We start from the raw sequence: 14,768 nt of genomic DNA, 5'->3' as shown, positions 1-14,768 counted from the left end.
GACAAATATTCATGTAAAAAATTCCCTTGCTCGCACTCGTTCAAACAAAAAACCTCCTTCTATTCGAAAGAGGTTTACCGACGGGCGACGTCACTGAACTGGAACTTGTCCAATCGGTGGCGCGACTCCGTATATTCAAATTGTTGCCCTTCATATAAGAACGTATCGTTCGTGATGACGATGACGTATTCATAGTCATGCAAGTCGAGTCGCTCTCGATCAAGTTCCGTCACGTCCTCGGCCGCAATCTTCCGTTTGGCATAACTGATTTGTTGATCGAGTTCCCGTTCGATGTATCCATAAATGGAACGGGCTGCAATCTCTTCTGTCAATCCCGGAACGAGGTCTTTGACAAAATAATTGATGTCTAAAATCACGTTCTCCCCATCAAAGTTTCGGACCCGTTCAATGCGAAACACGTGAGTCCCCGGTGTCAGGTTCATTCGTTCGGCGAGCCAGGGCGGGGCCTCCATCTCTTCGAACGAGGCGACGTGGGTTTGGATGGAACGACCTAACATACTTGCATATATTTCCGAGAAACTGACGATGCCGTTGAATTGAAACTCGATTTGATCCCGCTTCAACACGAATACGCCTTTCCCGTGATGCTTCCTTACGTACCCGTTCTCCTGCAACAGATCGAGTGCCTTACGGACTGTCCCCCGACTGGCTTCGAATTGATACATCAACTCTGTCTCAGATGGGAGTTTTGAGTCTGCCGGTCTCGTGCCGTTACGCATTTCTTCTGCCAGACGCTCAAATATTTGGCGATATTTCGCCATCACATTCCCTCCTCCATTGAAAAAGACGACCTTAGACGGTCGTCTCTATTACCATTCGCGACGATACCAAGTGATGCCGATTGCACCAGGTCCAAGGTGCGTCCCGATGACAGGACCGAAATGGCTTCCCGAGATGTGTGCTTTTGGGAACTTCTGCTTCATCGAAGCGATTTCGTCCGCCTGACGTTCCGGACAATTGGCATGGATGATTCCGATGCAATATCCTTCGCCATCTCCGACAATCGACTCATCCATCATTTCTTCGATTCGTCGTACTGCTTTCTTATACGTCCGAATCTTTTCAAACGGGACGATTGATTTATCTTGAAAGTGAAGAACCGGTTTGATTTGTAAGAACGAACCGACGAGTGCTTGCGCCGCGCTCAACCGTCCACCACGCTGTAAATGATCGAGGTCATCTACGACAAAGTATGCGCGAATCGAATCACGAACCGTCTCGAGTCGCGCGATGATTTCTTCCGGTGTCGCACCATTGTCACGGAGGTGCAATGCCTCTTCGACAAGAAACGCTTGCGGCATACATGAGATCTCCGAATCAAAAGCATGAACGGTTACATCTACCATATTATTTATCGCAATCATCGCCTGGTACGTTCCGCTAATGCCACTCGAGAGTGTGATGGCGATCACGTCCGTCACATCATCCGACAAGTTCTCGATCAACTCGACCGTCTCACCGATGACCGGCTGCGACGTCGTCGGTAAATTGCCCGCCTCGATACGCTCATAAAACGCCTCGGTCGACATATCAATCGACTCACGGTACGACGCGCCATCGAAGATGACACTGAGTGGTGCGACATGGACGTCATGTCGCGCCAAAAAATCATCCGACAAGTAGGCGGTACTGTCGGTTAAAATCGCAATGTTTCCCATACTATATCCTCACTTTACGTCGTTTCATTTTTCCAATTATGTTAGGATTCCATTCCATATTGTAACACAAAAACGAAGTAAAGCATCGGTGACGCTCAAATCTCGACCCAACCCCGACGAATCGCATCCACGACGGCTTGTGTACGGTCGTTCACGTCCATTTTACGAAGGACGGAGGAGACGTGGTTTTTGACCGTCTTCTCACTAATAAAGAGCATGTCACTGATATCCCGGTTCGATCGGCCATCAGCGAGAAGGTGTAATACCTCGACCTCACGACGTGACAACAGTTGATACACAGGGTCATCTGTTCGACTCTCGACCCCACGACCCGCTTGTTCTCCTTTGAATTGTAAGAGACGACGGTACTCTTTTAAAACGTTCGTCGTCACTTTCGGATGAAGATAAGCCCCATCCCGAGCGACGGCACGAACCGCTGAAATCAGCTCTGTCGATGCCACTTCTTTTAGCAAGAACCCAGAGGCGCCCGCTTCGAGCGCATGCGTGATATACGACTCATCATCGTGAATCGAGAGGATGAGGACACGTGTCTCCGGCGAAAGGAGTGAGAGTTGCTTCGTCGCCTCAATCCCATTCATGTCCGGCATGTTGATATCCATAATCAGAATCTCCGGTTTCTGCTCACCTGCAATGCGAACTGCTTCGCGACCCGTCCGCCCTTCTGCGACAACCTCAAATTCATCCTCTAAATCAAAAATCCGCTTCAATCCCTCGCGGAACAGTTCGTGATCATCCACGATTGCTATGCGTGTCTGTGTCAAATCCATGTTTGTCTTCCCCCTTGTTCTCTCACGGAATCGGAATCGACATGCGGACAACTGTCCCCTTGCCGACTTCCGAGTCGATGGTGATACTCCCGTTCACCAATTCAATTCGTTCGCGCATCCCGACAATCCCAAATGATTCTTCGCCAATCGTGCTTGGTTCAAACCCGATACCATAGTCACGGACATGAAGATGGATCACATCGCTCCCCTGTTCGACATTGACGATAATCTCTGACGTCTTAGCATGCTTAATCGCATTTTGTACCGCTTCTTGCACGAGACGGAATACGTTGATTTCTAGCTTCTCAGGCAAACGTGCGCGTGACCCACGATAGTTAAGACGCGTCTTAATGGCCGTATACTCCTCTGTTTGATGGAGATAGCGCTCGAGCGTCGGCAAAAAACCTAAATCATCAAGTGACATCGGACGTAAATCATAAATCAAGCGACGGACATCGACGAGTGCGCCACGAATCAACTTTTTCAGTTCATGTAATTCGGCAAATGCCTCGTCTTTCCCTCGTTTGTCAAACGTCTTTTCGATCAAATCGGCACGAATCAAAATATGGGCAAGCGATTGCGCTGGACCGTCGTGCATCTCGCGGGCAAGATGGCGTCGTTCGCGCTCGGCTGCTTCGAATACACCGAGGGCCATCTCTTGTTTTTTCATCATGTCCGAATACTCTTGCTGCAGGTCGTCTCGTAAAAAGTTCAAGACGACGCTAACACGACCAATCAATTTTTCGGCACGTTCAATCGTGTCCTCTAAGATGAGTAAACGGCGCTCTAAATCGTTACGACGCTGCTGGGCCGCCATTTCTTCTTTTTGAACGAGAAACCGTTCAAGTTGCATTTGATTCGCTCGTTCGTACGCATCGCGTATTTCTTGCTCACTATGTATATGAAACTTCTTGCTGACTTGAACGAGCTTTGACTTTGCAGCTTTTACGAGTCTGTCGAGTCGATCGGACTCCTCGATGTAGAACTCGATTTTATCCGTCAATTCTTTCAACTCATTTTGAATTGCTGAATATTCAGTTGCTGAACTTTCGGTTATACGGACGATTTCCTCTTTACTTTCCGTCACCGTTTCAATCATATTTGTTATGATATGTTCTAAAGCTGTCCGATCGGTAATATGATTCACGATGCCATCCCCTAATAGTTCGGTAGTTAATCCTCATCTATCCTTATATATCGTCGTTTGAAATCAGGTTTACAGCGGTAATGATAGATCTTCTATAAACCCATTCGCTATGTAAAGCGTATGTGCCTACTTGAATTCTAAAAAAAATATTTAAAAATAGAAAGGAGAATTTTCAGAAATGTCTACTGAGTCAAATTATACTATAAAACAAAGTGGAACATACGAAGTCCTTATTCAAAAATCAAAATTTATCGCTCACTTCAAACGTGTCGAATCCGAAGAAGAGGCCCAAGCGTTCATTCAAAGCATCAAAAAAGAGCATTGGAATGCGAACCACAATTGTTCAGCTTACATCATCGGTGAAAGGAACGAGCATCAAAAAGCAAATGACGATGGTGAACCGAGCGGTACAGCGGGCTTGCCGATGCTCGAAGTATTGCGTAAACGACATCTAAAAGACACAGTCGTCGTCGTCACGCGATACTTTGGCGGAATAAAGTTAGGCGGTGGCGGTCTCATTCGGGCGTATGGTGGGACCGTTAGCGAAGGGTTAGACGTGATCGGAATCGTCGAGCGCTTGCAGATGCAACAATTGACACTCACTGTCGACTATACATGGATCGGCAAAGTCGAACATGAGTTGAGACAGTCCACATACTTGCTCGATGACATCGTCTACGCCGACCTGGTCACGTTTCATGTCTCAGTACCCGTGGAAGAGACAGATAAGGCGCTCGCTTGGATGACGGATATAACAAATGGTCAAGGTAAGCTACAAACCAACGATAAACGCATCATCGAACGTGATTTCAAACGTTGAAACACCTATACTAAAAGAAACAACTGAAATGAGGAAACAACATGGACACACCCCCACGCAAGAAAAAATCACCTTGGAAAGTCGTCCTCATCGTGTTGGGTGTCGTATTGCTAATCGGTGGTTCCGCTTTCGGGTATTTTGTCTTCAAAGCGAATGAAACCGCCGAAAATACGAACAAGGAGTTGGAGCGCGGCGACAAGTCAGAGCGTCGTGAAGAAACCATCGACTTGACGAAAGACCACTTCTCCGTCCTACTAGCAGGGGTCGATGGCGGCGCCTCGCTCGAGGAAGGACGAAGTGACTCCTTGATGGTGGCGACGTTCAACAAAGAGTCGCGCCAAGTGACGCTCGTCAGTATCCCTCGCGACTCGTACGTCGATATCATCATCGACGACAACGACCCTTTTAAAGACAAGATTAACCACGCTTACGCTTACGGTGGTATCGACGCGACGATTTCGACCGTCGAGAACTTGCTCGACATCCCAATCGACTACTATGCGACCATCAACTTCGATGGCATCGAAGATTTGGTCGATGCGGTCGGCGGTGTTGAAATCGACGTACTCATACCGATTTCAGGACAAGCGACCGGAAACGTCGAGTTAGAACCGGGCGTCCAAGTCCTAAACGGAAAAGAGGCACTCGCATACGCTCGTATGCGAAAACAAGATCCTGCCGGTGACATCGGCCGAGCAGGTCGACAGCAACAAGTGATTGAGGCCATCATCAACGAGGCGACGACAATCAACTCTTTCACGAAGTTGAACCGGATCATGAACGCAGTCGGCGAGAACATCCGAACGAATATGTCATTATCGGAAGCCTCGCAACTCCAACCTTATGTAAAATCTCTCAAGTCTTTCAATCGTGAAACGCTTGAAGGGACCGACTTGACGTTGAACGGTGTCTATTATTATGAACTCGACCCCACCGACCTTCGTGATGCACAAGCCCTCCTCCAAACCGAACTGGGGATGCCTGTCACCGCAGACGAACCGGAAACAGATGAAACAGACGACTCCATGACTGAGACAACGACGTACTAAAAACAACCATGAGTATCGCTAAGCGACCACTCATGGTTGTTTTATGTTCTCGAGCGACCAAGTAGTCGCCGTGACGTGCGGATAATCGGTTTATAATTGGGATGAATTAATTCTGTCGATTCAACAATCAATTCGATGACAATCAAGACTACGATAAATGTGATGACGGCGCCAAGCATCGTTGTCTTGGCAAACAAGATTGACGAGATCCCAAAGAATAAGGTCATTCCGTACATGAGCAAGACAGCTTGACGTGTCGTGAAGCCCATGTCGATCAACTGGTGGTGCATATGTGATTTATCCGGTGACATCGGCGGTCGACCTTGGACGAGTCGACGTACAATCGCAAAAATCGTATCCGAGATGGGTAACCCAAGTAACAAGACCGGGACGACGAGTGAGAACAAGGTTACGTTCTTAAAACCGATGAGCGAGAAGACAGCAAGCATATATCCGAGAAATAAGGCTCCCGTATCTCCCATAAAAATCTTTGCCGGATAAAAGTTGTGGACGAGAAAACCGAGCGTACTTGCAAGTAGCAGCAATGCCATCATCGTCAAGTAGACGTTCCCTTGAATGATTGCCAATACAGCAATCGTTCCGAGGGCGATGCTCGACACACCTGCGGCGAGCCCATCGAGCCCATCGATCAAGTTGATCGCATTGGTGATCCCAATCAACCAAAGGACCGTGACCGGAATACTCCATGACCCGAGATATAGTTGCTGATCAAACGGAAGATTGACGAGTTCGATGCGCATCCCCGAGTTCAAGACGATGACCGTCGCAATCATTTGCCCCATCAGCTTCACGCGAGCCGACAACTGGAACCGGTCATCAATCAGTCCTGTAAGGAGAATGACAACGGCCCCGATCAAGATGGCGTCGTTATAGCGGCTTGTCGGAAGTAACAAGGCATAGCCGATGAAGAATGCGATAAAAATCGCGAGACCACCGATACGTGGCATCGTCCGTAAATGTACTTTTCGTGCGTTCGGATGATCGACCGCACCTATAAAAAATGCGAATCGGCGAACGAGCGGTGTAATCAAGATGGCCATCACAAAACTGACCAACATGGCAATCCATAACATGGGCCGACAGTTCCTCTCTCAAAAAAATAAGACTCTGGCGAATTATATCATATTTTGAATCGATGGTTTGATATCAGTCCGTTTACAACAAAAGCCGATGGGGCGTGCCCCATCGGCTGTACATTATGAAAGTGTCGCGGCAACTTCTTCTTTTGGTTCGTATGTATAAAGACCGCGCCCGATCTTTTTGATCTCTGGATTCACGCCTTCAATTTTCACCATCAATTGGTAAATATTGCTGATGTGATGACGGTAGCGAAGTTCAAGCTCCATCTGAATATCACGCACGCTCATCGTTTGACGTTCCTTTAAAAGGTCGGTTACTTGATGAACATATACTTCAAGAGGATATCGTTGATTGACACGTCGTGGTCGTAGGCGTTTAGACGCATCAGACGTTGAGTCTTTTTCTTCTCGTTCTCGACTCAATTCTGCAATCAAATATTCAGCACGTCGCTGTAACTGACGATATGATTCTTCGATTTCCATCAATTCTCGATAAATATGCTCGTTGACATTCGTAGATTCCATACACAAATCCCCTTCTACATCCAATTATAATGAGAAATTCCCTATTTTAAATCAAGAATTCCTAATAATCCCTCTATATCTTCTATAAAAGTGTAACGGATTTGTAATGTGTTTGTCATCACTTTTTGGGCAAAATTGTCTATTTAGGACTTTTGACTCAAAAAAGACGGCGACTGTTCGGGGCAGTCGCCGTCTCACGGAAGATGATTGTAGTCATTTACACGTGAACACGTTCGAGAATGCGTTCGAGTGAAAGTTCGTCAGTAGAGGTAACGATGAGGTCTGCATGACCAAGCATCGATTCTTCTCCAACGGCGACAGCAAACATATTTGCCGCTTTGATTGCAGTTACGCCGGCAGCCGCATCTTCAACGCCAATGGCGAGTTCGGGTTTCACGCCAAGGGCAGAAGCGGCCTTCAAAAACACTTCGGGGTGTGGTTTCGACTGGGCGACAGTTGCTGCATCGACAATATGATCGAAGTAATGACGGACACCTAGTGCGTCAACGACCGCAAATGCGTTCTTTGAAGCTGAAGCCATTCCGATTTTAAGTCCCGCCTCTTTAATTTCATCGAGGAATGAAACAATGCCAGGAAGAAGATCGTCTGATGAGATATGTTGAATGAGTTCAACGTAATGCTCGTTTTTCTTTTGTGCGAGTCCGTCCTTCTCTTCCGGTGTAAAATCGTCCTGTTTCCCGCCGAGCGTAAGGATCCGCTCAAGCGACTCGGTCCGACTCACTCCTTTGAGTGTTTCGTTGAATTCGCGGTCAAAAGGAATTCCGAGCTCTTCTCCGAGTTGCTTCCAAGCGAGGTAATGGTACTCTGCCGTGTCAGTAATGACACCATCTAAATCGAAAATCACTGCTTCAATCGTTGACATACTTGCTTTCCGCCTTTCCTTCAAATGCTTGTGTCGTCAGACTACATTTAGGGAACTTGACAAGTACCCGTTGCACGTTTGGTCAATGATGCAAACGGTTGCACTTGTTCGATTTCTATTATAAATGAAAACGTTCTCTTGATGCAACCGATTTCGCAAAAATCAAAAAAGAGGAGAGCTTCAAGGCTCCCCTCTCCTGATTACAGCTGAATCCCGACGACTTTCACGTTGACGGAACGTGGTGTCATCGCAAGCATCGTGTCCATGTCCTGTGTGATGCGCTCTTGAACCGATGTCACCGTCTTAATGATCGATTGCCCGTAGGCGATATAAAGCGACAAGTTGATGGTGATACCTTCTTCTGACTCGTCCACTTTCACATGCTTCATGAGCGAACGCTCTGACAACTTCGTATCTTCTTGTGTGAAAGATACGTGTTTCGTTTCTTTAACTGCGACTGCGGCAATCATTTCAACGACGTGACGCGATACGTTCACGTCGCCTTCTGTGCTGTGCATTCCATTTTCATACGGCATAAGGGTCACTTCCTTAACTCTAATTTCGTTTCTTCTCTATAAAGTGTAGCGGAAATGAAGCATTTAGAAAAGACTTTACCCTTTTAAACCTTTCGTATTCTGTATCCGCTTCACGTCGATTTCGACGAGGGGACGCAAGAGACGGACCATCGGCGGACTGATAATTACAAGGACCATCACGAAAGCGACTCCAAACAAGACGAGTAATTGTTGCCAAGATGTCGGCATGAATCCTGCCGGTACGAACGCTTTCCAAGCGACAACAAAGAACACGTGAACGAGATACACGTACAAGCTATATCGTCCGGCACGCGAGAAAATCGGGAGTCTTCGACCAGGAATGATGAGTGCGAAACTGATTGACATGAGTAACGATACCGTGTAGACGATCAAAAAGGCGAACGGTCCACCCCACATCGCTTCAGGCACGGCCGTGTCATAAGCGAAACGGAACTTGAACAAATTCCCGATATGATAGAACGTATCGGATTGTTGGACACGCATTGAGATCAAGAGCCCGACCGTAAGCGTGAAAAATACGATTGCCCCACCAATCCGGTAACGGTTCCGTTGCTCTGCCCGTTTCGGCAATTCAAAGAAGTTGAGCGTATTTCGTTCGGACATCCAGTTGCCGATTAAAAAGAACGGATAGAACATGATGACTTTCCTTAATGCGAAGTAGCCCGTCGCCTCGGCTTGAAATCCGAAAAGAAGCGCAAACAAGAGTGCGTACAACACGTATCCTTTCAATTGTGTCACGTACGGAGTAATAATGTACCAGAAGATAATTGCCATCAAATACCAGAGCGCCCAGTACGGTTTCAAGAGATTCAGTCCTGGATTCTCGAGCGAGAATATGGAAATCCCTTCTGTGAAGGCGAACCATGACCCTAGAATGACTTGCCAAATAACATAGACGACGAACAACTGGATCACACGCAAATAACGGTTCTCTCGATAAAAGTAACCGCTGAGCATGATGAATAGCGGCATGTGGAACGTATATAAGAACAGATATACCCACTTTGGAAGGATGTCATCGTAAACACCGCGAACATCGGTCAATAAGTGGCCGAACACGACGAGCAGGACGAGCACACCTTTAATATTGTCATACCAATAATTTCTCATAACATTCCCTCTAGTTCTCTAATCGATATTTTCTTTTGCCCATGCTTTTTGACGCTCCCAAAATGCAAGGATTTGTTCACGTTCATGAATCGGGATCTCATTGAGCAACTCATCAACTTGATCTTTTATTAAATAGAGCGTATAAGGATCTTCCTTCATTCGCTTAAGTAGCTTATCAAACTCTTTGAAATAGACTTCGAGCTCTTTCGGGGCACTCACCTTTAGCAACTCACCCATCTGTTCAACGTAAGGGCTAAAATAAATCAAATAAAAAATCCGTACGCCTTCCGTGAAGGCTGGTTCCTTGAAATATTCTGCCTGTTTGACGATGGCAGCCCCTTTCTTTAGGAGTGTCAAATTGTTTGAACCGTATGAGGCACGTTCTCCTAAACTTACGATGTCACGTCTGAGCTGATTCATGACATCCCCTTCAAATTCTTCGATGAAATAACCATTCAACGTCGTCTTCACCTCGGCGTGTTGTTTATAAAGACTGACGACGAGTTCAATCAGTTCCTCTTGAGTAAATGATTTCAACTCATTTCTCAGTTCTCCGACCTTCATCTTCTTCACTTCATATCACCTCATCAAAATTTCCCTTACCTATCATAATCGATTCCCACGCAGAGTGAAATTACGTTTCAACAAAATTTTCATGTCTTCACTGTCATCATTCCCACAATTCGCTGAATGCAAGCCGAAACGTCAAAAAAACCTCAAGATTCAACATGTTCTATGCGTATTCAAATAGACGGGATTGGGTACAGTATAGTATAGTGGTGTTACTAAATATTCAGAATATTCTAATAAAGGAGGTGGAGAGAATGGCTTCGATCATCCGGAATCGACATCATATGGTACACGATCCGAAACGTTCATTCTCTAATTTCGGGTTCTGGTGGTTCGTCAGCATCTTTTCCGTCGGCTTACTCATTGTCGCCTTTGAATCGGTCCGTAATGGGTTCTCTGCCATTCATCCTGTATTGTCTAGCATGGCTTTCCTCGGGATCACGTTCGTGCTCGGCGTCTGTGCCAAATTGGTCCGTGACGTCTGGTGGCTCAATTATTTGCTTGAGCGCACTCAAAACCGCTACTTATACATCGGCGGTGACACACTCCAAACTTGGCAGTATACGCTCGACTCGATTTGGCTACTCACGCGCACTTCACAAAAAAAGCTCGGCCGATTGTATATCCAAATCGACCGAACCGTACGTGCTGAGGAAGCGAAACGTTTATTCGCCGCCTATTTGATTGACCGAGGTGTCCTCGTCGTCTACTCTCGTCCGAACAAACCGAAAAAAATGGCTTGAACGACTTAGTCGAGGTAAGTGGCAATCCACGTCCGTGCCGCCTCGACTTCTTCCATGCGAAGTTCATGTCCACCCGAGTGATAGAAGAGCTCGACGTCTGCTCCCGCGCTACGGAGCGTCGTTGTCAGCTCTTCTGTTTCTGCCTTCGGACAAATCGGGTCACGCTCTCCCGCTGAGATGAATACGTTCCTCCCTGTCAAGTCGGGGAGCGTCAACGAGCGGTCCGATACCATCGGATGGAACAAAAGAGATGCGGTAAACGCCGGGGCTCGGTAAAGTGCCGAGCCAATCAAGTTCGCTCCATTTGAATAGCCGATTGGAATCATCTTGTCCCGGTCAATCCCATATTTTGTCGCTGCCTCGTCCAAAAAGCTTAAGAAGCGCTCTGTTTGCTTCTTTAAATCTTCTAAGTCGAGCACCCCTTCTGCGTGACGACGGAAGAAACGGGACATCCCGTTTTCAATGACATCTCCTCGAAGCGTCAAGATGTTCGCCTCGGTCGACAATTCTTTCGCGAGTGGGATCAAATCTTGCTCGCTTCCTCCTGTTCCGTGCAACAAGACGAGCGTCGTCTCTTTCGTTCCTTGAATGAATTGATGAATCATATTCGTTCTCCTTTCGGTAGTTTAATGGTTGGCAATGTACGAGAGATGTGGTCCCGTTTTTCTTCTAGCCATGATGGCAAACGAAGCGTCTCACCGAGTGAATCGATCGACTCGTCCACAGTGAATCCAGGTACGTCCGTTGCAAGTTCGTGCAGGATGCGTCCGGCATCATGGAAATAGACGGAGCGGAAATAGTTACGTTCCTTCACCTCGGTCGGTCTTAGCCCAAGGTCAAAGATCGCATCTTGCCATGTCGGATACTGTTCACCGTCCGCAACGCGCCAAGCGATGTGGTGAACCGTTCCCGTCCCTGGGACCCCGTTCGATAAAATCGTCTTCTTCACATCGATGACGTTCGCGTAATCGGCTGACCCGATCAGACGGACCCATTCCTCATCTTCTGCGACCCGTTCAAAACCTAACAGTTCGATCAACAGACGAACGGTCTCATCCGGATCCTTTGACAATAACGTCGCGCCGGCGAATCCGACGATCGCCTCATCCTTTGTGATTCCTTCGACGACCCAACGTGTCTGTTTCGAGCTTGGTCTTGCGACGAGTTCGACGACGAGTCCATCCGGGTCCTCGAACAACAGAGACGCCTCATCAAACCGTTCTGTGGCGACGGTCGCAATCCCGTGTTGTTGTAATCTTTCTTCCCAGAACGGTAAACTTCCTGCCGGCACGAGATAGGCCGTCACACCGACCTGTCCGCTCCCGACCTGCCCTTTCCCTAACCCTGAGATTGGGAAGAACGTGATGACCGTACCAGGCGTGCCGACCTCATCCCCAAAATAGAGATGATACGTGCCTGGATCATCAAAGTTGACGGTCTGTTTCACGAAGCGGAGACCGAGGACTTCTCCATAAAAATCAAGCGTGCGTTGCGGGTCTTGTACCATCGATGAGATGTGATGGATCCCTGTAGACTGCGTGTTCATTGTCATCCTCCTTTTATTATCTTGATTTCAAGATAAATCATTGACCAGAAAAAGTGAAACTTTTTGCTCATAGTGGCGTACGATAAGAGAAGAGACATCTTAAGGAGGTAGATGAACATGGCATTACATATCGAACGAGTCACGAAAGAGTTCGGTGACTATACAGCAGTCGACGATCTCACCTTTCGTGTCCCACAAGGTGAAATGTTTGGATTGCTTGGTGCGAACGGTGCCGGCAAGACGACGACGTTCCGCATGATTCTCGACATCTTGAAGCCGACCGATGGAAATATCACGTGGAACGGCAAAGCGGTCGACCACCGCATCGTCGGCTATTTGCCCGAAGAACGAGGATTATATCCGAAGTCACAAGTGCGCGAACAGCTCGTCTTTCTCGCTAGCTTAAAAGGCATGCGTGGAAGTGAGGCTAAACGTGCGGTCAAGTCGTGGCTTGAACGCCTCGAGATTCCCCAGTATGAGACGATGCGCGTTGAACAACTCTCAAAAGGGAATCAGCAGAAGATTCAGCTCGTGGCCGCCCTGCTCCATAACCCTGAACTCGTCATCTTAGACGAACCGTTCAGCGGACTTGACCCGGTCAACGTCGAGATACTGAAACGTGAGGTGCTCGCATTGCGTGACGCCGGGACGACCATCGTCTTCTCGAGCCATCGAATGGAGCATGTCGAAGAACTGTGTCAACATGTCGGCATCTTAAAAGGCGGACGTGCCGTCGTGAGCGGCGACGTTCCGACCATCAAGTCACGCTACGCTGAGCCGGCCCTTTTCATCGAAACAGACCAGATTCAAGTACTTGAATCGCTTCCTGTCGTCGAAGCGATCGAACCATACAAGTCCGGTCACTTAGTTCGTCTGCATTCATTCGAAGACAGCGACGCCGTCCTGTCGACACTCGTCCGCCATCAGGCGAATGTGAAGACATTCATGCGTCAGCCGGTATCGCTCAATGACATCTTTATTAAGGAGGTCGGACAGCATGTTTCATAATTTTGGACCGCTCTATGCGTTCACACTCAAATCTAGAGTCCGTTCGAAGGCATTCCTCATCTCGACGGCGTTGACGATCCTGTTCATTTTCGCGTTCACGAACATCGACCGCATCATGTCTACGTTTGAGGACTCCGAGCAGGCGAGCGCTCTCGTCGTTTCGGAGAACACGGAACTCGTCGATACGATGCAGTCCCTCGGCTATGAAGATGTTGCCACGAGTGACATCACCGAGGAAGAGGCTCGTGCCGGTATTAATGACGGAGAATACGGTGTCGTCGCCTTTGTTGACGGATATGATGCCCGCGTCATCTCTGAACGTCCGGAGCAGGAATTCACCGCCCTCTTGCAAACGTCGTTGCAACAGTTGCGAAATGCGGAGCTAATTGAGTCATCCGATGTCGATCCCGCGGTCATAGCTTCTCTCAACGAACCGATCCAACTCGACGAGTCGTACCTCGGACGCGGTGGAGAAAACTCGGATGAGCTCCTCTCGTCCTCTGCACTCGTCTACGTCATGTTGATGCTCCTTTATATTTCCATCATCACGTATGGGTCGATGATTGCGACAGAGGTGACGACAGAGAAGTCGTCACGTGTTATGGAGCTCATCATCTCGACGACCCATCCGGTCACGCATATGCTTGCGAAAGTGACGGCCATCGGGACGCTCGCCCTCATCCAAATCGGGATCTTCCTCGGATTCGGTTATGTGAGTGCGAGTGGCAGTGAGCTGGCATCAACCGTCATCGAGAACGCCGGGAACGCACGGGCCGTCATCTATTTACTCGTATTTTTCTTGCTCGGGTACTTGTTATACGCATCGCTTTTCGCCGTCCTCGGTTCACTCGTCAGTCGAGTCGAAGAGTCACAACAGATGGTCATGCCGGTCATCATGCTCCTCGTCGCGGCATTCCTCGTCGCAATGTTCGGTTTGAACAATCCGGATGCGACGATCGTGACAATCCTCTCGTTCGTCCCATTCTTCACACCGATGCTCATGTTCCTTCGGGTCATGCTCGTCGATGTGGCGGTTTGGGAAGTGGCGCTTTCCATCGGATTACTGGTTGGAACAATCGGCGTCACATTGTGGATCGGCTCGAAATTCTATCGTGGCGGTGTCTTGTTCTACGGTACGAACGCCATTAAACAATGGAGACAAATATTACAAAATCGTCAATAACGTTTACAGCAAATTCGTTTTCGTTTACTCTAAAGAATGTGCAAAATGAGGAGGAAAACG

General features: G+C 48.0%; 17 protein-coding genes. 5 read left to right on the top strand and 12 right to left on the bottom strand.

Translation table 11 applies throughout. The annotated features are described in order from the left end of the window. Positions 1–74 precede the first annotated feature (74 nt). From treR to P400_RS0106270, 4 genes are all read right to left on the bottom strand, one after another. Positions 75–785 (bottom strand): trehalose operon repressor, encoded by a 711-nt coding sequence (gene treR, locus P400_RS0106285; protein ID WP_026825377.1) that lies wholly within the window; start codon positions 783–785, stop codon positions 75–77. Positions 786–830: 45 nt separating this feature from the next. Further along, entirely contained in the window at positions 831–1,679 is an 849-nt protein-coding gene (locus P400_RS0106280) for a DegV family protein (RefSeq protein ID WP_026825376.1), read from the bottom strand. 95 nt (positions 1,680–1,774) lie between these two features. Beyond that, the gene (locus tag P400_RS0106275) at positions 1,775–2,467 is read right to left on the bottom strand and encodes a response regulator transcription factor (RefSeq protein WP_026825375.1); all 693 of its coding nucleotides are present in this window, start codon (positions 2,465–2,467) and stop codon (positions 1,775–1,777) included. Positions 2,468–2,489: 22 nt separating this feature from the next. Then, complete coding sequence (locus P400_RS0106270; protein WP_200868277.1) at positions 2,490–3,614, bottom strand: sensor histidine kinase; 1,125 nt, start codon at positions 3,612–3,614, stop codon at positions 2,490–2,492. A 178-nt stretch (positions 3,615–3,792) separates the two neighbouring features. On the opposite strand from P400_RS0106270, the gene P400_RS0106265 reads away from it, so the two are divergent. Both P400_RS0106265 and P400_RS0106260 read left to right on the top strand, forming a co-directional pair. Then, complete coding sequence (locus P400_RS0106265; protein WP_026825373.1) at positions 3,793–4,434, top strand: YigZ family protein; 642 nt, start codon at positions 3,793–3,795, stop codon at positions 4,432–4,434. 41 nt (positions 4,435–4,475) lie between these two features. Next, complete coding sequence (locus P400_RS0106260) at positions 4,476–5,483, top strand: LCP family protein (protein WP_026825372.1); 1,008 nt, start codon at positions 4,476–4,478, stop codon at positions 5,481–5,483. Positions 5,484–5,524: 41 nt separating this feature from the next. Here P400_RS0106260 and P400_RS0106255 read toward each other — a convergent pair whose 3' ends face one another. The 6 genes from P400_RS0106255 to P400_RS0106230 form a co-directional block, all read right to left on the bottom strand. Beyond that, entirely contained in the window at positions 5,525–6,577 is a 1,053-nt protein-coding gene (locus P400_RS0106255) for a glycosyltransferase family 4 protein (RefSeq protein WP_026825371.1), read from the bottom strand. Between the two features lie 123 nt (positions 6,578–6,700). Next, the gene (locus P400_RS0106250) at positions 6,701–7,108 is read right to left on the bottom strand and encodes a Rok-like winged helix domain-containing protein (RefSeq protein WP_026825370.1); all 408 of its coding nucleotides are present in this window, start codon (positions 7,106–7,108) and stop codon (positions 6,701–6,703) included. A 217-nt stretch (positions 7,109–7,325) separates the two neighbouring features. Next, complete coding sequence (gene pgmB / locus P400_RS0106245; protein WP_026825369.1) at positions 7,326–7,991, bottom strand: beta-phosphoglucomutase; 666 nt, start codon at positions 7,989–7,991, stop codon at positions 7,326–7,328. Positions 7,992–8,191: 200 nt separating this feature from the next. Further along, positions 8,192–8,527, bottom strand: coding sequence for an Asp23/Gls24 family envelope stress response protein (locus P400_RS0106240; RefSeq protein ID WP_026825368.1), 336 nt, complete (start codon positions 8,525–8,527; stop codon positions 8,192–8,194). Positions 8,528–8,602: 75 nt separating this feature from the next. Further along, entirely contained in the window at positions 8,603–9,658 is a 1,056-nt protein-coding gene (locus tag P400_RS0106235; protein ID WP_026825367.1) for an acyltransferase family protein, read from the bottom strand. Positions 9,659–9,676: 18 nt separating this feature from the next. Continuing rightward, positions 9,677–10,231 (bottom strand): hypothetical protein, encoded by a 555-nt coding sequence (locus P400_RS0106230; protein WP_026825366.1) that lies wholly within the window; start codon positions 10,229–10,231, stop codon positions 9,677–9,679. A 251-nt stretch (positions 10,232–10,482) separates the two neighbouring features. Between P400_RS0106230 and P400_RS0106225 the strand changes: the two genes are divergently transcribed. Next, on the top strand, positions 10,483–10,971 hold the full coding sequence (locus P400_RS0106225) for a hypothetical protein (protein ID WP_026825365.1): 489 nt from the start codon (positions 10,483–10,485) through the stop codon (positions 10,969–10,971). Positions 10,972–10,976: 5 nt separating this feature from the next. Here P400_RS0106225 and P400_RS0106220 read toward each other — a convergent pair whose 3' ends face one another. Both P400_RS0106220 and P400_RS0106215 read right to left on the bottom strand, forming a co-directional pair. Further along, complete coding sequence (locus tag P400_RS0106220) at positions 10,977–11,576, bottom strand: alpha/beta hydrolase (RefSeq protein WP_026825364.1); 600 nt, start codon at positions 11,574–11,576, stop codon at positions 10,977–10,979. After that, complete coding sequence (locus P400_RS0106215) at positions 11,573–12,517, bottom strand: VOC family protein (RefSeq protein WP_026825363.1); 945 nt, start codon at positions 12,515–12,517, stop codon at positions 11,573–11,575. The genes P400_RS0106220 and P400_RS0106215 overlap by 4 nt, the downstream gene beginning before the upstream one ends. A 117-nt stretch (positions 12,518–12,634) precedes the next feature. Here P400_RS0106215 and P400_RS0106210 point away from each other — a divergent pair, with 117 nt between their 5' ends. Together P400_RS0106210 and P400_RS0106205 are read left to right on the top strand one after the other, a co-directional pair. Next, on the top strand, positions 12,635–13,525 hold the full coding sequence (locus tag P400_RS0106210) for an ABC transporter ATP-binding protein (protein WP_026825362.1): 891 nt from the start codon (positions 12,635–12,637) through the stop codon (positions 13,523–13,525). Continuing rightward, entirely contained in the window at positions 13,515–14,708 is a 1,194-nt protein-coding gene (locus P400_RS0106205; RefSeq protein WP_026825361.1) for an ABC transporter permease, read from the top strand. Before P400_RS0106210 ends, P400_RS0106205 begins: the two co-directional genes overlap by 11 nt. The last annotated feature ends 60 nt before the right edge of the window (positions 14,709–14,768 follow it).

The sequence above is a fragment of the Exiguobacterium marinum DSM 16307 genome (assembly GCF_000620845.1).
In the GTDB taxonomy this organism is placed as follows: Bacteria; Bacillota; Bacilli; order Exiguobacteriales; family Exiguobacteriaceae; genus Exiguobacterium; species Exiguobacterium marinum.
Note: the sequence above shows the minus strand (reverse complement) of the source record. Positions and strands in the feature narration are given on the sequence as shown.